The sequence below is a fragment of the Rhodococcus sp. NPDC057135 genome (assembly GCF_042670865.1).
GTDB lineage: Bacteria > Actinomycetota > Actinomycetes > Mycobacteriales > Mycobacteriaceae > Rhodococcus_F.
Genome location: NZ_JBHUUU010000003.1, coordinates 354,494 through 374,476, shown reverse-complemented (window position 1 = coordinate 374,476; position 19,983 = coordinate 354,494). Strand labels below are relative to the sequence as shown.

General features: G+C 63.9%; 16 protein-coding genes. 7 read left to right on the top strand and 9 right to left on the bottom strand.

Annotated features, from left to right (window positions below; translation table 11 throughout):
- Positions 1-4 precede the first annotated feature (4 nt).
- From ACFT1A_RS07215 to ACFT1A_RS07205, 3 genes are all read left to right on the top strand, one after another.
- Positions 5-577 carry a DUF4126 domain-containing protein gene (locus tag ACFT1A_RS07215; protein ID WP_378446413.1) on the top strand — a complete coding sequence of 191 codons (573 nt, stop codon included), beginning with the start codon at positions 5-7 and terminating at the stop codon, positions 575-577.
- 27 nt (positions 578-604) lie between these two features.
- Positions 605-1,573, top strand: coding sequence for an alpha/beta fold hydrolase (locus ACFT1A_RS07210; RefSeq protein ID WP_317827313.1), 969 nt, complete (start codon positions 605-607; stop codon positions 1,571-1,573).
- Between the two features lie 451 nt (positions 1,574-2,024).
- Positions 2,025-2,246, top strand: coding sequence for a hypothetical protein (locus tag ACFT1A_RS07205; protein WP_003946391.1), 222 nt, complete (start codon positions 2,025-2,027; stop codon positions 2,244-2,246).
- A gap of 97 nt (positions 2,247-2,343) precedes the next feature.
- On the opposite strand, the gene purH is transcribed toward ACFT1A_RS07205, so the two are convergent.
- The 4 genes from purH to ACFT1A_RS07185 all read right to left on the bottom strand — a co-directional run bounded on the left by purH (position 2,344) and on the right by ACFT1A_RS07185 (position 7,361).
- Positions 2,344-3,903 carry a bifunctional phosphoribosylaminoimidazolecarboxamide formyltransferase/IMP cyclohydrolase gene (purH, locus tag ACFT1A_RS07200; RefSeq protein ID WP_378446412.1) on the bottom strand — a complete coding sequence of 520 codons (1,560 nt, stop codon included), beginning with the start codon at positions 3,901-3,903 and terminating at the stop codon, positions 2,344-2,346.
- Positions 3,896-4,615, bottom strand: coding sequence for a phosphoribosylglycinamide formyltransferase (gene purN, locus ACFT1A_RS07195; protein ID WP_378446411.1), 720 nt, complete (start codon positions 4,613-4,615; stop codon positions 3,896-3,898). Before purN ends, purH begins: the two co-directional genes overlap by 8 nt.
- A 6-nt stretch (positions 4,616-4,621) precedes the next feature.
- A complete protein-coding gene (locus tag ACFT1A_RS07190) occupies positions 4,622-6,163 on the bottom strand; it encodes a DUF6350 family protein (protein ID WP_378446410.1) in 1,542 nt (513 codons plus the stop codon).
- Between the two features lie 121 nt (positions 6,164-6,284).
- Entirely contained in the window at positions 6,285-7,361 is a 1,077-nt protein-coding gene (locus tag ACFT1A_RS07185; RefSeq protein ID WP_378446409.1) for a DUF5336 domain-containing protein, read from the bottom strand.
- Between the two features lie 86 nt (positions 7,362-7,447).
- Between ACFT1A_RS07185 and ACFT1A_RS07180 the strand changes: the two genes are divergently transcribed.
- Complete coding sequence (locus ACFT1A_RS07180; protein WP_378446408.1) at positions 7,448-8,083, top strand: IMPACT family protein; 636 nt, start codon at positions 7,448-7,450, stop codon at positions 8,081-8,083.
- 43 nt (positions 8,084-8,126) lie between these two features.
- On the opposite strand, the gene sucD is transcribed toward ACFT1A_RS07180, so the two are convergent.
- The 3 genes from sucD to ACFT1A_RS07165 form a co-directional block, all read right to left on the bottom strand.
- Positions 8,127-9,029 (bottom strand): succinate--CoA ligase subunit alpha, encoded by a 903-nt coding sequence (gene sucD, locus ACFT1A_RS07175; protein WP_003946432.1) that lies wholly within the window; start codon positions 9,027-9,029, stop codon positions 8,127-8,129.
- A gap of 15 nt (positions 9,030-9,044) precedes the next feature.
- Positions 9,045-10,214 carry an ADP-forming succinate--CoA ligase subunit beta gene (gene sucC, locus ACFT1A_RS07170; protein ID WP_378446407.1) on the bottom strand — a complete coding sequence of 390 codons (1,170 nt, stop codon included), beginning with the start codon at positions 10,212-10,214 and terminating at the stop codon, positions 9,045-9,047.
- Between the two features lie 179 nt (positions 10,215-10,393).
- A complete protein-coding gene (locus ACFT1A_RS07165) occupies positions 10,394-12,235 on the bottom strand; it encodes a hypothetical protein (RefSeq protein ID WP_378446406.1) in 1,842 nt (613 codons plus the stop codon).
- A 232-nt stretch (positions 12,236-12,467) separates the two neighbouring features.
- On the opposite strand from ACFT1A_RS07165, the gene ACFT1A_RS07160 reads away from it, so the two are divergent.
- Positions 12,468-13,490, top strand: coding sequence for a M23 family metallopeptidase (locus tag ACFT1A_RS07160; RefSeq protein WP_378446405.1), 1,023 nt, complete (start codon positions 12,468-12,470; stop codon positions 13,488-13,490).
- Between the two features lie 77 nt (positions 13,491-13,567).
- Here the strand turns inward: ACFT1A_RS07160 and pcrA are convergent, their stop codons facing one another.
- The gene (gene pcrA, locus ACFT1A_RS07155; RefSeq protein WP_378446404.1) at positions 13,568-16,060 is read right to left on the bottom strand and encodes a DNA helicase PcrA; all 2,493 of its coding nucleotides are present in this window, start codon (positions 16,058-16,060) and stop codon (positions 13,568-13,570) included.
- Between the two features lie 316 nt (positions 16,061-16,376).
- Between pcrA and ACFT1A_RS07150 the strand changes: the two genes are divergently transcribed.
- On the top strand, positions 16,377-16,703 hold the full coding sequence (locus tag ACFT1A_RS07150) for a chorismate mutase (protein WP_019744757.1): 327 nt from the start codon (positions 16,377-16,379) through the stop codon (positions 16,701-16,703).
- 75 nt (positions 16,704-16,778) lie between these two features.
- On the opposite strand, the gene ACFT1A_RS07145 is transcribed toward ACFT1A_RS07150, so the two are convergent.
- A complete protein-coding gene (locus ACFT1A_RS07145; protein ID WP_378446403.1) occupies positions 16,779-18,233 on the bottom strand; it encodes an NAD-dependent succinate-semialdehyde dehydrogenase in 1,455 nt (484 codons plus the stop codon).
- A gap of 92 nt (positions 18,234-18,325) precedes the next feature.
- Between ACFT1A_RS07145 and pgi the strand changes: the two genes are divergently transcribed.
- Positions 18,326-19,981 (top strand): glucose-6-phosphate isomerase, encoded by a 1,656-nt coding sequence (pgi, locus tag ACFT1A_RS07140; protein ID WP_378446402.1) that lies wholly within the window; start codon positions 18,326-18,328, stop codon positions 19,979-19,981.
- Positions 19,982-19,983: the final 2 nt, after the last annotated feature.

Genomic DNA, 19,983 nt, shown 5'->3' with positions numbered 1-19,983 from the left:
ACCCATGGATACCTGGGTGTTGCCCGCCATGCTCGGCCTTGGACTCGCCGCAGCGTCCGGAATGCGAACCTTCCTGCCGCTGTTGATGCTGAGCGCTGCGGTGCATTTCGAACTGTTCGGGGTCACCGTCGGCGAGTCGATGCGGTGGATCGGATCCACCGGCGCACTGGTGGCATTGGCGATCGCCGCAGTGGTCGAACTGGGTGCCGACCTCATTCCCTTCGTGGACAACGCGTTGTCGGTGATCGGGAACGTCACCGGACCCGTCGCCGGAGTGATCGCTGCCTGGGCGGCTTTCAGCCATCTCGATCCTGCGATAGCCGCGCTCGCAGGCATCATCGTCGGCGCACCGACGGCTTTGACGTTCAGCGCCGCCCAGACCGGAACTCGCGCGGTCAGTACGGCCACTACCGGTGGGCTGGCAAATCCTGTCGTTTCCGTCATCGAGGACGTACTGACTTTCTTCACCTCGTTGATCGCGATGATCTTGCCGTTCCTGATCATTCCGCTGCTCGCCGCACTCTTGTGGTTCAGTTGGCGCGGCTGGCGCCGTGTACGGAGTCTGCGCACCGCCTGAACGTGCGGACCTGGTAGACAAGTCGTCATGTCCGACACCGAGATCTCGTTCCAATCCGGCGACGTCACCCTGTACGGGAGTCTTCGCCTGGCCGCCTCACCCGACGCCCCTGCCCCGGCCGCACTGATTCTGGCCGGCAGCGGCCCCACCGATCGCAACGGCGACAGCGCGCTCCTCGAAGGTGATATCGGAACCCTCCGCTTCATCGCGGATCTCCTTGAGAATCAGGGCATTTCAAGTCTGCGTTACGACAAGCTCGGCAGCGGCGAAACCGCACTCGGCGACTACGAGATCGAAGACATCGCCGATCTCGGCTTCAACACGTTTGTCGACGCCGCCTCCGACGGACTGGACTACCTCGCCGGGCAACCCGGTGTCGATCCCGAGCGCTTGTTCGTGGTCGGACACAGCGACGGTGCCGTCGTCGCGCTGGCTCTCGCCACTGCGAAGGAGGGCACCAGAGTCAGCGCCCTCGCACTCCTCGAGCCACTGAGCGTCAGGCTTCTCGATCTACTCACGACGCAGATTCACCGCCAGCTCGACGCCGTCGTCGGCGCTGGTCAGTTGCCGGTCGAACTGGCTGACGAACTGCGCGTCGCGCTCGCCGACGCCGTCGAGTCGCTGCGATCCGAGGGCACAGTTCCGGATGACCTGCCCGAGCCGCTGCAGAATGCGGGACTCGTTCACGCCAACGCCAAGGCACTCGCCGAGGAAGACGCATTGGACCCGGTTGCGCTCGTGGCGGCGCTGCCGGCGGGCATGCCCGTTCTCACCAGCTGCTCGGACAAGGACATCCAAGTCATTCCCGCCGATGTCGCAGCACTGGATGCCGCGCTCTCACATACAGCGCTGACTTCCGTGCGGATGCGCAACGCCAACTTCGTACTCAAGGACATCGGCGACGAACAGTCCACCGGTGCCGACTACGTCGCGCCGCTTCCGTACTCGGCAGAGTTCTCGGAGCCCTTCACAGCGTGGGTCCGTTCGTTCTCCTGATCACGTACAGACCGAACGTCCTTTTTTTCAGGTAGAAAGTTCCCTCCGCGAAGCATCGCGGAGGGACTTTCGCTTTCTACGCCTGACCTGCAACAGAGGCGCTTTCAATCCCACAAATCCGGGGACAGAAGTCACCCCGTGTTTACGTTCGCGGCGCTTTTTATTGGTGCGAACCCTCGGTCGGTGCTGTACGGTCATCCATTAACCAGCAACGCCACCGAGAAAGGAACGGACATCATGTCGCTACACCCGAACGTCGTATCCGTACTTTCGTGGCGCAGCTGCACCGCAGACAAGCACATTTTTTCGGCCGCAATGTCGGCCGAGCACATGGGCAACAAGCGCGGTGTACCCCGAGAATGATCCCCAGTTTCACCGGATTCGTTCTCGGGCACCCAGGGCAAACGCCTCGGGTGCCTTTTCTTTTACCTTTCACACGCAGGAGCACCACATGAAACTTCGAGTCAACCAACTGTCCATCGCGCCGCCGTATGTCGATCTGCCCGGTGACCTCACCGGATACGCCGTCACCCTGGATCTTTCGCACTCCGACGCTGCCCACGAAGCCACCCTCGGCGCACTGATCAGCGAGATCCGCAGTCGCGGAGCCTCACGCGTCGTCATCACCGGCTCACCCCGCGAACTCCAGGGCACCCACAGCAGCGCTGCCTGAAAGAACCGGGCTGCCTGAAAGAACCGGGCCACCTGAAAGCAGAACGGGCCCCGACAACCTACGAAGAGGAAGTCGAGGCCCGCCAGCGAAGCAGGAATCAGTGCGCGAAGTGACGCGCACCGGTCAGATAGAGAGTGACGCCGGCTTCCTTGGCCGCAGCAATCACTTCGTTGTCACGAACCGATCCACCCGGCTGCACAACAGCCTTGACGCCGGCGTTGAGAAGTACCTGCAGGCCGTCAGGGAACGGGAAGAACGCATCCGAGGCCGCAACCGAACCTACGACGCGGTCACCGGCGCGCTGAACAGCAAGATGCGCTGCATCGACGCGGTTGACCTGGCCCATGCCGACGCCGACGGACGCGCCGCCGGAGGCCAGCAGGATCGCATTGGACTTCACCGAACGGCTGGCGCGCCAAGCAAATTCGAGGTCTGCGAGGGTCTCGGCATCGGCAGCCTCACCGTTGGCGAGAGTCCAGTTGGCCGGGTTGTCCCCGTCAGCGTCGAGGACGTCGCGCTGCTGGAGCAGAGTACCGCCCGAGATCGGACGCAGTTCGATGCCGGTAGCGGTGGGAGCGGCAGCCTTCAGAACACGAATGTTCTTCTTACGCTGCAGAACCTCGACAGCTCCGTCTTCGTACGAGGGCGCGATGACGACCTCGGTGAAGATATCGGCGATCTGCTCGGCCAGTTCGACAGTGACCTCTCGGTTGGCTGCGATCACGCCACCGAAAGCACTGACCGGATCGCATGCGTGCGCCTTGCGGTGAGCGTCGGCGATGTCGGTGCCGATGGCGATGCCACACGGGTTGGCGTGCTTGATGATTGCCACTGCCGGATCAGTGAAGTCGTACGCTGCGCGCCACGCGGCGTCGGAGTCCGTGTAGTTGTTGTACGACATCTCCTTGCCGTGCAACTGCTCTGCCTGAGCCAAACCTGCAGGCGCTGCGGGGTTTTCGTACAGCGCGGCGTCCTGGTGCGGGTTCTCGCCGTAGCGCAGGACAGCGCTGCGGTTCCACGTGGCACCGACCCAGGCCGGGAACTGCGAACCGTCTTCGTCGGCGGCAATCGTGCTCGTCATCCAGCTTGCAACAGCGACGTCGTACGACGCAGTGTGCTGGAACGCCTGCGCCGCAAGCACAGTGCGCTCACGCAGAGTGAATCCGCCACCGGCAACGGCAGTCAGAACGTCGGCGTAGCGAGCCGGATCGACCACGACGGCAACCGACGGATGGTTCTTGGCTGCAGCACGCACCATCGACGGGCCGCCGATGTCGATCTGCTCGACGCACTCGTCCGGGCTGGCGCCCGAGGCAACCGTCTCCGTGAAGGGGTACAGATTCACGACGACCAATTCGAAAGTCGCGATTCCGAGTTCCTCGAGCTGAGCGAGGTGATCCGGCTTGCGGGTATCGGCGAGAACGCCGGCGTGGACGCGCGGATGCAGCGTCTTCACACGGCCTTCGAGGCATTCCGGGAATCCGGTCAGAGCCTCGACCGGGGTCACGGGGATTCCGGCATCGGCGATCTTCGACGCGGTCGAACCGGTCGAGACCAACTCGACACCGGCCTCGTGCAGGCCCGTGGCCAGCTCGATCAGACCACTCTTGTCGTAGACGCTGACAAGTGCACGGCGCACAGCCTTGCGTTCACTCACTGGGGATCACGGCCTTTCGTCCATCGGAAACCACTCCGCGCGTAGCAACAGCGGCGATGACGTCCGCCAACAACCGTCGCTCCACAATTTTGATGCGTTCATGCAACGACGACTCGGTGTCGTCGTCATGCACCGGCACAGCTTCCTGTGCCAAGATCGGCCCGGTATCAACTCCGCCGTCGACGAGATGCACCGTGGAACCGGTGACCTTCACGCCGTACGCCAGAGCGTCGGGAACCGCGTGCGCGCCGGGGAAGGCAGGCAGCAACGCGGGATGAGTGTTGATGATTCGGCCGCCGAAACGCGCGAGAAAGGTGGGGCCGAGGATCTTCATGAAACCGGCACTGACCACCAGGTCGGGTTCGTGCTCGGCCACCGCTGCCGTCAGCGCGTCGTCCCAGGTGGCGCGATCTTCGTAGGCCTTGATCGACACCTTGAAGGACGGAATCTTCGAATCCGCGGCGTGCTCGGCGGCGAGGCAGTCACGATCTACACCGACGGCAACGATCTCGGCCGGGTATCCGTCGGCATGCGAAGCGTCGATCAGCGCGGTCAACAGGGTTCCCGCGCCGGAAGCGAGTACGACTACCCGCGCGATCGAGTCGCGAAATTGGACCCTGTCGGGCATTGTCGGCTGCGGATTGTCGGCCGAGGCAGTCAGCGCACTACTCCTGAGAACTGGAAGATGATGCGGCCGGAGTATCGGCCGCATGACAGCCTAGTCGCTGGACTCCTGCGGCTTCGAGGGCAGGTCGGTCTCCGGCCCGGACTCTGTCTCGGGTCCGGCAGCGGGGTCGGTCTCGGGTGCCGCGACAACTTCGGCGTCGACTACTTCGATCTCGACGGTTTCCTCTGTCACGACCTGCACAGGTTCGCCTGATTCCTCGACGATTTCAGCTTCGACGACCTTGGTGACAACTACCGCAGATTCCTGGGCGAGCACTTCGTCGGTGTTCTCGTCTGCCTCTTCCGGGGTGGCCGCGGCCGTGATCGCGAGTTCTGGCTCGGATGTTCGAGCCGGTTCAGCCTCCGGCGGCGCAACCTCGTCCTTCATGTGTCCGCGATGCGAGAACCACATCGCGAACAGCGCCGAGACGGTTCCGAACAATCCCAGCCACGCAAAAGTCAGAAGACCGAAGCCCCACCACAGGACCTCGACGGTGCCGAACTGCCCGAGGTCTCCCCCGGCAGCAAGGGCAAGCAGAGCCATGACGACGCCGGCACCGGCAGCTGCCGTCAGCACCGCGAGCACACTGTCCTGCCCGGCGATGCGTCGAGCGCAATCGCGGCCGAGCATCACTCCCACCGCCGCCGGAACGATCAACAAGATCGGCCAGATTCCGCCGGCGACGCCTTCCGGAATGGCTCCGAGAAGGGGCAGCGGTGGCAGATCTCCGCCGATGTTGCCGAACACACTGATGGAGACGTTGCCGAAATCGGCCGTCGATCCTGTCATCACCGCGGCAGCGCCGACCACGAGATTCGGAAGATAGAGGAGCGACAACACCGTCAATCCCAGAACGCCGACAAACCCGTTGCCGCGCGCGAGCAGGTCACCGACAGTCGACCACGACACGAGCAGTGACACTACGACGGCCACGGCGCCTGCGGCCAACAGCGCTGCCGACGCGGCCGTTGCCGGGCGGACAGCGGCAGATGCCCACGGCGGAATCTCGGCGACGACACGATCCCAGTGCGCAGCAGCAATACCGACGGACGCGGCGATCAGGTGAATCCCGGCGACCCAGCCGAAAGCAGCCAACGTGTTGGGGCTCGACAGCGGAATCGCCGCGGAAGCGTCGGCGACCACTGCGAGCGCGATCGCCGTGATCGTCAACGGTCCGGCGATCGCGGCCCCCACCAGGCGGAGTGTGTCGTCGCGGGAGTCGGTGTGCACCGCAGTCGACGCGCATCGGCGTGCGACCACCCACATCATGACCGCCGTCGGAAGCAGTGGCAGTACACCGAGTTGGACGCCGCTGATAGTCGCCGGCACTTGGTGGATGACCAACCATGTAGTGGCAATGGCGCCGAAGGTTCCGGTCAGATCGCTGCTCGCCGATACCAAGGTGACCACAACAACGGCCGCGATCAGCAGCATCGTCAGGCCCGACGGCCGGAACGCGACAGTCAGCAACTTGCGTGCCAGGTCCGGGTTGGGTGCCGGGCGACCGCCGCCGACGCGGCCGCCGCCAGTACGACCACGTCCGGGTCGTGCGGACGCGGGACGGGACCGGGTGCCATCAATCAAAGAACTCATCCCCTCGAGGGTTTCACTCGATAGTGCGCCGCGCACTCAGGCGCGCCGTCGGGCTCACGGAATGTGGCCTCCACCCGCAGCGGGTCGGAGGCCACATTCATGCTCGTGAAACGAAGAAGTACTACTGCTGACGCTCGTCAGGGTTCTGGGAACCGAAGACCTTGGTCTCGGCCGCAGAATCGCTGCTGCCCTGCTCAGGTTCCGCGGGCGGCGTCGGTGATTCGAACGTCGGGGGCTCGAAAGTCGGGGGCTCGAAGCCCGTCGGCTGCTCGGTCGAGCCAGTCTGCTGCTGGTTGTACGGCTGGCCGTAACCACGCGGAGCGGTGAACTGGTCCGACGAGTAGCTCGGGTTCGGCTGGCCACCGGGCTGCGAGGTCAGCGGATAGTAAGACGACGTCGTTGCGGACGACGACGAGTCGGCCTGGGTCTGCGTGGGATTCTGCACCGGGTTCTGGCCGTAGGGCGATGCGCTCTGCCCATAAGGCTGCTGCGAAGCAGTCGGGTCGGCGGGGGCGGCGTGCGCTCCCCCGTATCCCTGCTGCTGCGCCTGCCCGTACTGCGGATTCTGCTGGTACTGACCCTGCTGAGGCTGCTGCTGAGCCTGCTGGGGCTGACCGTACTGCCCCTGTCCGTAGCCCTGGGGCTGCCCCGGCTGTTGACCCTGCTGCTGACCGTAACCCTGCGGCTGACCGTACTGCTGGGCTACCGGACGCGGCGCGGGAGCCTTCAGGATTCCGATCTCGAACAGCAAGGCAGCAACTGCGACGACGGTCTGCACGAACGAGAGAATCAGCACGATGATCAGGCCCCAACCGAGCCCGATCTCGACGTAGTCGCTGGTACCGACGGAGAACGCGGCGAACACCAAAGCAAAGAAACCCGTGAGTGAGAGCGCTGCGGCAATGCCTGCGTACGACTGCTTCGGGAGCAGCGAGACGCCCGCGACAACGCCGCCGGCGAAGATGAATCCGAGGCCGTAGATGCTCGACTCGAAGAAGCTCGAACTGGTGTCCAGATCGCTGCCGATTCCGCTGCTGCTTCCACTGATCGTGGTGAAGGGCGCAAAACCGAGTAGGAAGTTGATCAGGCCGAGCGCCGCGACGGCGATGAGCAGGATGAATCCGAGATTCTTGGTTCCACCGCCCGCTGCCGGCTGATTCGGTGGCCCGAAGTTGGGCCCTTGCGGCGTGAACGTCATGACTTCTCCTCGTAGACGGTCTTCGATGGTTACCAGCGTATGTGTCTCGACTTCGCACGCTAACACCGACGGGAGACAATGGGCAGATGCCCTTCACCCTCGCGCCCGGCGCCGACCATGTCGTCGAAACCGAGGTGAAGCACTCACGATTCATCGCCGCGCTTCGCCGGATCGACGACACCGAAGCCGCCATGTCGTTCGTCGCGGAGCAGAAGTCGCTGTATCCCGATGCGCGCCACCATTGTTCGGCTTTCGTGATCGGATACGACGCGAACTCGCGCGTCGAGCGTGCACACGACGACGGCGAACCGGGCGGCACTGCGGGAGTGCCGATGCTTCAGGTTCTCAAGTCTCGAGATCTGGTCGATGTGATTGTGGTCGTCACGCGCTATTTCGGCGGAATCAAGCTCGGCGCCGGCGGATTGGTTCGCGCGTATTCGGGAGCGGTCTCGGTTGCTCTCGATTCGGCCGAGTTGGTGGCCAGGGAGCGGAAAATCCTGCGCACTTTGGCGATCCGGCACTCAGAGGCCGGTCGAGTGGAAGCAGAACTGAGAGCGCGGGGCGTCTCGGTGCTCGGAACTACCTATGGATCGAAGGCGGTCATGACACTCGCCGCCCGTGATGCCGACGATCTCGAATCGGTCGTCGCATCCATCACATCCGGCGCCGGGCAGTTGGAACCCGCCGGATCGATGTGGGTCGATACCACTGTGCGTGGTTAAGGAGTCCGGAAACTCCCTAACCACGCACGGGGGGCGAAGCCCCTTACAGGGACTGAAGGATCTCGCGAGCGAGAGCAGCAGTGGCGGACGGCGTCTTGCCGACCTTCACGCCTGCAGCTTCGAGAGCTTCCTGCTTGGCCTGAGCCGTTCCCGAGGAACCGGAGACGATGGCGCCGGCGTGGCCCATGGTCTTGCCTTCGGGAGCGGTGAAGCCTGCCACGTAGCCGACGACCGGCTTGGTGACGTTGGCCTTGATGTAATCGGCTGCACGCTCTTCGGCGTCGCCACCGATTTCACCGATCATCACGATGACCTTGGTCTCGGGATCCTTCTCGAACGCCTCGATGGCGTCGATGTGGGTGGTGCCGATGACCGGGTCGCCGCCGATGCCGATGGCGGTGGAGAAGCCGAAGTCACGGAGTTCGTACATCATCTGGTAGGTCAGGGTGCCCGACTTGGAGACCAGGCCGATGGGGCCGGTGCCTGCAATGTTGGCGGGCGTGATGCCGACGAGGGCCTCACCCGGGGTGATGATGCCGGGGCAGTTCGGTCCGATGATGCGGGTCTTCTTGCCCTTGGACTCGTTGTACGCCCAAGCGTAAGCGGAGTCCTGAACCGGGATGCCCTCGGTGATGACCACGAGGAGCGGGATCTCCGCGTCGATGGCCTCGACGATGGCGTCCTTCGAGAAGGCCGGGGGAACGAATGCGATGGAGACGTCTGCGCCGGTCTCCTTGATTGCCTCTTCGACCGTCGCGAAGACGGGGAGCTCGACAGGGGAACCGTCAGCAGCAACGTGCGAGACCGTGGTGCCGGCCTTGCGTGCGTTGACGCCGCCGACGACCTGGGTGCCGGCCTTGAGCATCAGAGCGGTGTGCTTGGTGCCCTCGCCGCCGGTGATGCCCTGGACGATGACCTTTGAATCCTTGGTGAGGAAGATTGCCATTGTTCTGTGAGTCCCTTACTTCGCTGCGTGAGCGAGTTCGGCGGCCTTGTCGGCGGCCTCGTCCATGGTTGCGACGACCGTGACCAGCGGGTGGTTGGCCTCGGCGAGGATGCGACGACCCTCTTCGACGTTGTTTCCGTCCAGGCGAACGACGAGCGGCTTGTTGGCCTCGTCGCCCAGGGTCTTCAGTGCGCCGACGATGCCGTTGGCAACTGCGTCACACGCGGTGATGCCGCCGAAGACGTTGACGAACACGCTCTTGACCTGTGCGTCGTTGAGGATGACGTCGAGGCCGGCTGCCATGACTGCAGCGGAAGCTCCGCCGCCGATGTCGAGGAAGTTGGCGGGCTTGACGCCACCGTGGTTCTCGCCGGCGTATGCGACGACGTCCAGCGTGGACATGACAAGGCCCGCGCCGTTGCCGATGATTCCGACCTCACCGTCGAGCTTGACGTAGTTAAGGTCGTTTTCCTTGGCCTTGAGCTCGAGGGGATCGGTTGCGTCGCGATCCTCGAATGCCTCGTGGCCGGGCTGACGGAACGCTGCGTTCTCGTCGAGGGTGACCTTGCCGTCGAGGGCGAGGATCTCGTCGGAAGGCGTGCGAACGAGGGGGTTGACCTCGACGAGGAGTGCGTCCTCGTTGATGAAGACCTCCCACAGCTTCTGGATCGTGACGGCCGCTGCGTCGAGCACCTCTGCGGGCAGCTTTCCTGCCTCGGCGATGCTGCGCGCGAACGCGAGGTCGACGCCCTTGACTGCGTCGACGGGGATCTTCGCGAGAGCGTCGGGGTTCTCCTCGGCGGTGACCTCGATCTCGACGCCACCCTCTACCGAGCACATGGCCAGGTAGGTGCGGTTGGTGCGGTCGAGCAGGAAGGAGATGTAGTACTCCTCGGCAATGTCACTTGCCTCTGCGACCAGCAGCTTCTTGACGACATGGCCCTTGATGTCCAGGCCCAGGATTGCCTCGGCGTTTGCCACTGCGGCATCCACGTCGGGCGAGTACTTGACGCCACCGGCCTTGCCGCGGCCGCCTACCTTGACCTGTGCCTTCACCATCACGGGCTTACCGATTTCTTCGGCAATCTCGCGTGCGCCGGCGACTGTGTCTGTAACACGTCCAGCCGAAGTCGGCACTCCGTGCTTGGCGAAGAGTTCCTTCGCCTGGTATTCGAAGAGATCCATCTGCTCACCGTCTCGTCTGCGTTGTCACCCGCTCGAGGGGTAGGAGCGGGTCTGTTCTGGACTTTAACCAGTTGCCGCGTTCGGTTTGCGCCCGCATTGATGCTATGTGGCCCAAGTCACGCGCAATTGCCCAATGAGGCACGCCTCACCGATTCGGCAAGGTGGCCACACCGAATTTGTCAAGCATCAGTCTCACTGATTCTTGCGCTCGAGAACGCTGCAACGAGAAGCAACACTATGCCCGTGGCTGCTGTGATCGCACCCACCCCCACCGTTGCGTCCGATATGCGCGATGACGTGAGCGGCCACTCACTGACGTACACCAGAGCTGCCACGGCAGATCCGATCAGCAGTACTACGCCCTGCGCCGGCCGCGCAGACGCGGCGATCACCGCGGCGATCACGACGGCGACGCCGACGAGCAGTTGCCCCCAGACGTCAATTCCCCACGGCCACTCCAGAACTGACGCCGCCCTGTACGCGTCGCCTTGATAGAGCGGAAGCGCGGTTCCGATCAGGACCGCGACGCCGCCGATCCCTCCGACGAGAAGTACCAGCCCTCTCGAACCGCCGCCTACCGACGTGTCGACGTCCTCACGTTCGGCGCTTCCTGCCAACCAGACGAGCAGTCCCGTCGCCGCAGCGAGGAGTGCTGCCCCGCAGAGGACGAAGGCTCCGGCTCCCAACCCGACGCCCGGTACGTCCGTCGCGATGACTGCCGACTGCATGACCGCGGCGACTCCCATCACGACCGTTGTCCACAACACTCCGACGGCCGGACGCACCACGGCGGCGCGGCCCGGAACGAAGAGACCCAGCGCGGCGACCAGCAGTACGGCAGCGGCGAGCAGGACAAGTCGAGACGAAAGAATCGACGGTTCCGGGATTCCCTCCGGCAACGACAGAACCGGAAGGACCGCGCCCAAGGCTGCCACTGCTGCCGTGACAACTGCGCCGATTCCGGCCACGCGGTGGAGTCGGTTCACCCGTGCCTGCGCTGCCCGGGACTGAGCCACCATGACTGCTTTGAGCGCCCCCTTCGTCGTCTTCGCGGGAGCGCGGTCCGCACTGGCGGCGGGAATCGCATCAGCTTCGCGTCTGGACGCCAGATAGTGCGCCGAAACTCCGATGACGACGATGACTACCGCTGCCAGCGCCCCGACGACGGAACCCGAGCCGACCCCGATCCGATCACCGGCCGCGAAACCCGCCACCACCCTGGTGCCGCTGACTGCCAGTGCGCCGAGACCGACACCGATCAGCGCGCCGCAGCCAACCGGCAGCGAGATGGACGTCAAAGCCGCCGCGACCGCCACGAGTACCGCGACGCCGACCAATCCCGTACCGACAGCGGTGGCCGCCGCCGAGTCGACGAGTGGTTTCACCAGGAAGATCGGATCCTGCGAACTGAAGGAAGGACCGAACAGGGAGAGCACGAACACCACTGCGGCCAGAATCAGCAGCGCTGTCGGCCACCCGCCGATCCGCCCGCCAACCGATCGCCCGTCGAATTCTGCGGCGCGCGCACTGCCGTATCCGTCTCGTTCCGATTCACGATGGACGACCATGAGCCCGAGAACACCGGCCAAGACAAGAAGTCCGTGGCCGACGAGCGCGAGGTAGGCACCCGGACCCGCATCGATCGAACCCGCAGAAATCGGACGGAAAAGGTCCAAGCGGTTTGCATCGATTGCGTCGACGAACAACTGGACGTCCAGAATTGCCGCCCCGAGCGCCACCGCGCCGATACCTGCCAGGAGTCCACCGGCAAAGGCGGGTCTGCGTCCGGAAGCAAGCACTGCAACCAACGGCACGATGATCGTGCAGACAGCGGCGAAGAGAGCTGCAGAAGCAAGAGCCCCCGTCGTGTCGATCCCTCGGCCACTCCCGACTCCGACGACGGGACCGGCCGCGACTGCGAGGGCTCCGAGCAATCCGGTTGCCGCCGCGAGGGGCGCACCGGACTTCATTCGGGGGTCGTCGAAACGCGCCTGCGACGTAGTTCCAGGTGTTGTGGACACTCGATCGACGGTAGTGCCTGGGTGGACCGGTGATCCGGTTGTGACACGCTTGATCACGAAACGAGATGATTCGTCCGTTTTGCCCGAATCGACATATTCCCAGGTCAAGCTGTGAGGCACGTCACATAATCGGACAGGTTTCCGCTACGGCTTGCGCCCATCGCAATCATTTCGTTACCGTCAGTCGGTCTAAGTCACGGGCTGATCACGAACTCGAGGAGAGAACCGGCATATGCATCACCGCAGCCAGTTCACCGCTAGTAGGTTCTCGAACCCAGCACATGACGAGGTCACGACCACTTATCCAACGCACTCGGCCAGGCGTTACACCGAGACTAAAAGTTCTGAGATCTCTACCGATATGTTCATTCGAAATTCATCCTCCACGTCGTCAGAATCCGACTCTCACGAGTTCGTCGAGTCCGACGTGATCAGCGCTCCCACTTACTCCTCCTCCGCACCGACAGTCGATGTCGAATCTCCGGTTCGCCGCAGCGGTGCCCACCGACTCCCCACTCCTCCCTCCGCCCTCAAGGGCCGCGCCGCCGTTCTGGCCGTTGCAGCCGGCGCAGTTGTCGCTGCGGGCCAGGCAGTCATCAACGACGGTTCCTCTTCCGCCGCCGACCACTCGGAAGTTGCACTCGCCAACGAGTCCTCCGCGATCGGCACCACCGCAGAACCGCAGGCCGCTCAATTCGCTCCGGCCACCTCCACGGCAGCCACCACCGAAGCCGACGCTCCCCAGGTCCTCAACGTCGCAGCGCCGACCGATCTTTCCCAGTTCAGCAACCTGCTTGCCAAGGGCCAGCGTTTCAGTGACGAGCGCGCCGCACGCGAAGCCGCTGCCCGTCGCCCGCTGTTCGTCCTGCCCGCAGTCGGAACCTTCACGTCCAACTTCGGTACCCGCTGGGGCACCCTGCACGCGGGCGTCGACATCGCTGCCCCGATCGGGACGCCCATCGTCGCCGTCGCCGACGGCAAGGTCATCGATTCGGGCCCGGCTTCCGGATTCGGCATGTGGGTCCGTCTGCAGCATGCGGACGGAACGATCACCGTCTACGGCCACATCGACACGTCGACCGTCACCGTCGGTCAGCAGGTCATGGCCGGCGACCAGATCGCCACTGTCGGCAACCGCGGCTTCTCCACCGGCCCGCACCTTCACTTCGAGGTTCACCTCGCCGGCGAGAACAAGATCGATCCCCTCCCCTGGCTCGCCTCGCGCGGCATCAGCCTCGGTATCGAGCAGGACTGATCGCGAACCCATCACTTCTGAAAAAAACTTCCGGCCCGCACCTTTTCAGGTGCGGGCCGGAAGTTTTCGTCTGCCTTCTACAGCTTCACCATCGGCACACCGCCGATGAGCATCAACCGCACCTTGCCCGCGCTACCGAAGTCGATGGTGACCGTCGCGGTGGGTCCGGTGCCCTTGGTTTCGAGAACGGTACCCAGACCGTACTTGTCGTGACTGACGCGATCACCCGTGGTGAGGACCAGAACGTTGTTGCGGCCACGCGCGGCTCCGAAACTGGGAGTCGACGCAGCCTTGCCTGACCCTCCCCCATAACCCTGTCCGCCGCCGTAACCCTGGCCACCCTGGCTGCCGTAGCGGCTTCCGCTGCCGTAACCCGGCCTGCCACTACCGAATCCACCACCGGTGCCCGGATCCTCGCGGCGCCAGTTGATCAGGTCCTCCGGGATCTCCTGAATGAACCGTGACGCCGGGTTCTGGATCGGTTGCCCCCATGCCGAACGCATGATCGCGCGCGTCAGGTACAGGCGCTGCCTGGCTCGGGTGATGCCGACGTAGGCAAGTCGACGCTCTTCGGACAGCTCTGCAGGATCGCCGAGGGCGCGCATGTGCGGGAACTGCCCGTCCTCCCAGCCGGTGACGAAGACGACCGGGAACTCGAGGCCCTTGGCGGTGTGAAGCGTCATCATGGTCACGACGCCGTCGTCGGAGTCCGGTAGTTGATCGGCGTCGGCGACAAGCGATACGCGTTCGAGGAACGCGGCGAGCGAACCCGGATCGGGTTCACCTTCGCGCATGGCTGCCGTTTCCTCGTCGTCCGGATCTATCAGCCCCGCCGCGTTTCGTGCGTCGGAACTGAATTCTCTTGCCACACTGACGAGTTCGTTCAAGTTGTCGAGCCGAGCGCCGTCCTGCGGATCGCTGCTCGCCGCCAGTTCGGCGCGATAGCCGGTTCGCTCGAGCACCGCCTCGGCGACCTCACCGATGTCACCGAGCTCGAAGGGTTCGTCCTCGTCGGCCGCTGCTGTCGGCAGCAGGGCCCGCAGTCCGTCCATCATCTCGAGGAACGACGCGATGGCCTTCTGTGAACGCGTATTGAGCAGCGCCACTTTGCCTTCCGCGCCGTCGCGCAGTGCGGCGGCGAAGCTGATGTTGCGGTGCTCGGAGTGCACGGCGACGCAGGCTTCGGCTCGATCACCGATACCGCGTCGTGGTGTGTTGAGAATGCGTCGCAGGCTCACGGTGTCGTCTTCGTTGGCGAGGACGCGCAGGTACGCGACGATGTCCCGAACTTCCTTGCGTTCGTAGAAGCGAACGCCGCCGACCACCTTGTACGGCACACCGAGTCGGATGAAGATTTCCTCGAGCGCACGTGAGGAGTTGTTGGTCCGGTAGAAGACCGCGATGTCGGCGAACTTGGTCTCGCCCTGGTCCACCAGACGATCGATCTCCGAGGCGACGAACGATGCTTCGTCGTGCTCGTTGTCTGCAACGTAACCGACGATCAGTTCGCCCTCACCGGAATCGGTCCACAGGCGCTTTTCTCGTCGTCCGGTGTTCTTGGAGATCACGGAGTTGGCTGCCGAGAGGATGTTCTGCGTCGAGCGGTAGTTCTGTTCGAGCAGGATGGTTCGGGCGTCCGGGTAGTCGCGTTCGAACTCTTCGATGTTGCGGATGGTGGCTCCGCGGAATGCGTAGATCGACTGATCGGCGTCACCGACGACACACAGCTCGGCCGGTGCAACAGCGTGGTCGGACTCACCGGCTCCACCGACCAGTTCACGCACCAGCATGTACTGCGCGTGGTTGGTGTCCTGGTACTCGTCGACGAGTACGTGACGGAAGCGGCGACGGTAGTACTCGGCGATCTGCGGAAACGCCTGCAAGAGCGCAACGGTCTCGCCGATGAGGTCGTCGAAGTCGAGTGCGTTCGCAGCACGCAGTCGCTGTTGGTAGTGGCCGTAGACCTTGGCGATCAGTCGCGGCAGTTCCGCCGGATCCTGATCGGCCGCGACAACGGCTTCTTCCGGTCCGACGAGTTCGTTCTTGAGGTTGGAGATGTGCGTGGCGAGAAGCCGCGCGGAGAATCGTTTGGTGTCGAGCTCGAGGTCCTTCGAGATCATCGTCAGCAGTCGACGCGAGTCGTCGGAATCGTAGATCGAGAAATTCGAGTTGAGACCGGGCAGGAGCGCCGCCTGTGCCCGCAGGATGCGAACACAACTCGAGTGGAACGTCGATACCCACATGGCGTTTGCGCGCGGTCCGACAAGCGCGGCCACACGCTCACGCATCTCGGCCGCAGCCTTGTTGGTGAAGGTGATGGCCAGGATCTGACCGGGAGTGATACCCCGTTCGGCCAACAGATAGGCGATGCGACGCGTCAGCACTGCCGTCTTGCCCGAGCCGGCACCCGCAACGATCAGCAACGGCGAACCGGTATGGACCACGGCCTCGCGTTGCTGCGGGTTGAGCCCCTCGAGGAGGGCGTCCGAACCCGCGTCGTGTCCCCGCGCGCCGCCCCCGTCGTGATGGGAATGTCCGTCGTGCTCACCGAGTGCTGGGTACGTGTTCATCGCCTGTCCACGCTACCGGCGTCCACCGACACGGTCGTCAGTGCGTCCACCTGCTGGTAGAGGCACTTGGATTCCTTGTGTCGAACATGGCAAACTGGACGCTATGTTCAGCATTTCCGTTCGCGACAACGCGGCCGACCCCGTCGGTCCGCTGTGGCGTTACTTTACGTGCCCCGGACTTCGGTGCACGTGATCTGAACAGCTCACCCGCCCCTGGTCCGAATCGGATCCGGGGCATTTTCGTCAGTGTGCCTGGATCGGTAACGACCCGAGCCGAGACCACGATCCACGCAGTAGGAAGAGGAGACGAATAGCAATGAGCACCCAGGCTGCAGCACCCAATGGAAATACTGTAAATACTGTAAATACTGCTCCGACGGACGTCGAGATCCCCCAGAGTGAGGCGGAGATCGACGAACTACGGAAAGAAATCGACCGTCTCGACGCCGAGATCCTCGCGGCCATCAAACGCCGCTCCGAGGTCTCCCAGATCATCGGCCGCACCCGGATGGCATCGGGTGGTCCGCGTCTGGTGCACAGCCGGGAGATGAAGGTCCTCGAACGGTTCAACGAGCTAGGCCAGGAAGGCCATACCCTCGCGATGCTGCTCCTGCGTCTGGGCCGAGGACGCCTGGGCCACTAGCGCACACGCCGATCATTCACGAACGGCCACATCGGATTGCCTCTGGCAGTCCCGATGTGGCCGTTCGCGTGTGTATCAGCTCTCGAGCGCGATGTACTTCGTGTCGAGGTACTCCTCGATCCCCTCGGTCCCGCCCTCGCGGCCGAATCCGGATTCCTTCACACCACCGAACGGCGCTGCCGCGTCCGAGATCACTCCGCGGTTGACGCCGATCATTCCTGATTCCAGAGCGTCGGAAACTCGAAGTGCACGGTCGAGATCCTTCGTGAAGATGTACGCGGCCAATCCGAATTCGGTGTCGTTGGCGGCCGCTATTCCCTCGGCTTCGGTATCGAAGCCCGTGATTGCGGCGACGGGTCCGAACACTTCTTCCTTCAGAATCCGTGCACTCGCCGGAACGTCGGCCAGCACCGTGGCGGGATAGAAGTACCCTTCACCACCTGGCGCTTCGCCGCCCAGTCGCACCTTTGCCCCGGCATTCACCGCGTCTGCGACCAGCTCTGCGACGGTGTCGAGCTGATTCTGGTTGATCAACGGCCCGAGCTTGGTCTCCGGGTCGGTACCGGGTCCCATCGTGAAAGCCGCCATCTTCTCGGTCAGTTTGGTGGTGAACTCTTCACGCACCGCATTGGCGACGTGGAACCGGTTGGCGGCGGTGCAGGCTTCGCCCCCGTTGCGGAGCTTGGCCAGGACCGCACCCTCGACGGCCTTGTCGACGTCCGCGTCGTCGAACACCACGAAGGGTGCGTTGCCGCCCAGTTCCATCGACGTGCGGAGCAACCGCTTCGCGGACTTCTCCACGAGCATCTTGCCGACGCCGGTGGACCCGGTGAAGGTGAGCTTGCGCAATCGCGGATCGTCGATGAGCGGGCCGGTCACTTCACCGGATTTCGACGTCGGCAACACCGAGAGGACACCGTCGGGTAGCCCTGCCTCGGCCATGAGCTGGGCGAGCAGCAGCATCGTCAACGGGGTCTCCGAGGCGGGCTTGACGATGATCGTGCATCCGGCAGCCAAGGCCGGTCCGATCTTCCGGGTACCCATCGCCAACGGGAAATTCCAGGGCGTGATGGCCAGACACGGTCCGACCGGCGCCTTGGTGACGAGGATCCGGCCGTTGCCCGCCGGCGCCGGTGTGTAGCGCCCGCCGATGCGAACGGCCTCCTCGCTGAACCACCGGAAGAACTCCGCCCCGTACTTCACCTCGGCGCGACTTTCGGCGAGTGCCTTGCCCATTTCGAGGGTCATCAGCAGCGCCACGTCCTCGGCGCGCTCGGTGATCTTCTCGAAGACGGCTCGCAGGATTTCTCCACGCTCGCGCGCAGGTGTGCTCGCCCATTTCGGGGAGACGGCCACTGCTTCGTCGAGGGCGCGCAGCGCGTCCGCGGGGCTCGCATCGGCGACATCGGTCAACGGTTTCCCGGTCGACGGATCCGACACCGGGAAGGTCGCGTTGTTCTCCGCGGGCACGAACCGGCCGCCGACGAACAACTGGGTGGGAACTGATCGAATGAATTCGAATGTGTCCATGGGTTCCATGATGCTCGCCGGAGCCGCCTACGTCTGCGGGCGAGTAAGACTCGCGAGGAAGTTTCCAGCCGGTGCCACTAAAGTCGATGATCGTGAGCACTGATATCACCGGAACCTCAGCCTGGCAGAAACTGCGCGCTCATTACGCCGACATCGAAGGCGTTCACCTGCGAGAACTCTTCCAGGACGATCCAGCCCGAGGGCGAGAGCTGACGATCGACGCCGGTGATCTTCACATCGACTACAGCAAGCATCGTGTCAGCCGCGAGACTCTCGCGCTGCTCGTCGACCTTGCCCGCGAAGCCGGCGTCGAAGCACGACGCGACGCGATGTTCGCGGGCGATCACATCAACACTTCGGAAGACCGCGCCGTGCTTCACACAGCGCTGCGTCTGCCGAAGGATTCTGGTCTGACCGTCGACGGTCAGGACGTCGTCGCGGACGTTCACGAGGTTCTGGACGCGATGGGCGCTTTCGCGGATCGCGTGCGCAGTGGCGAGTGGACCGGCGCCACCGGCAAGCGAATCCGCACCATCGTCAACATCGGCATCGGTGGTTCCGACCTCGGGCCCGTGATGGTTTATCGCGCGCTACGGCATTACGCCGACGCCGGAATCAGCGTCCGGTTCGTCTCCAACATCGACCCTGTCGATCTGGTCGGGCAGCTCGACGACCTCGATCCGGAGACGACGCTCTTCATCGTCGCGTCCAAGACCTTCTCCACCCTCGAGACGCTCACCAACGCGACCGCGGCAAAGCGTTGGCTGTTCGCCGGCCTGGGCAGCGAAGACGTCTCTGCCGTAGCCAAGCATTTCGTCGCAGTCTCCACCCACGGTGACCGCGTGGCGGAGTTCGGCATCGACACCGCGAACATGTTCGGTTTCTGGGATTGGGTCGGCGGGCGCTACTCGGTCGACTCGGCAATCGGCTTGTCGGTCATGTGCGCTGTCGGACCCGTTCGTTTTGCGGAGTTCCTCGACGGTTTCCACCAGATCGACACGCATTTCCGAAACCAACCGCTCGAGCAGAACGCGCCGGTCCTCCTCGGACTCATCGGGCTCTGGTACTCCAACTTCTTCGGCGCTCAGTCCCGCGCAGTTCTGCCGTACTCCAACGACTTGTTGCGCTTTCCCGCGTACCTGCAGCAGCTGACCATGGAATCCAACGGCAAGTCGGTGCGCGCCGACGGCTCACCGGTAACCACGTCCACCGGTGAGATCTTCTGGGGCGAGCCTGGAACCAACGGGCAGCACGCGTTCTATCAGCTCCTGCATCAGGGCACCTGGCTCGTGCCTGCCGATTTCATCGGGTTCGCGGAATCCACCGACGATCTACCGACGGCGGACGGCACGGGATCCATGCACGATCTGCTCATGAGTAACTTCTTCGCTCAGACCAAGGTTCTTGCGTTCGGCAAGACGGCCGAAGAGATCGCGTCGGAGGGCACGGCTCCGGAGTTGGTGCCGCACAAGGTGATGCCAGGCAACCGGCCCTCGAGCACCATCTTGGCGAAGGAATTGACACCCTCGGTCGTCGGTCAGTTGATCGCCCTCTACGAGCATCAGGTGTTTGTCGAAGGTGCTGTGTGGGGTGTCAATCCGTTCGATCAGTGGGGCGTCGAACTCGGCAAGACACAAGCGCTGGAACTTGGGCCTGCACTCTCTTCCGAAAAGGCACCCGGCGACCTCGGCGACACATCTACAGATGCTCTGGTGCAGTGGTACCGCAAGGAGCGCGGACGCGCCTGACT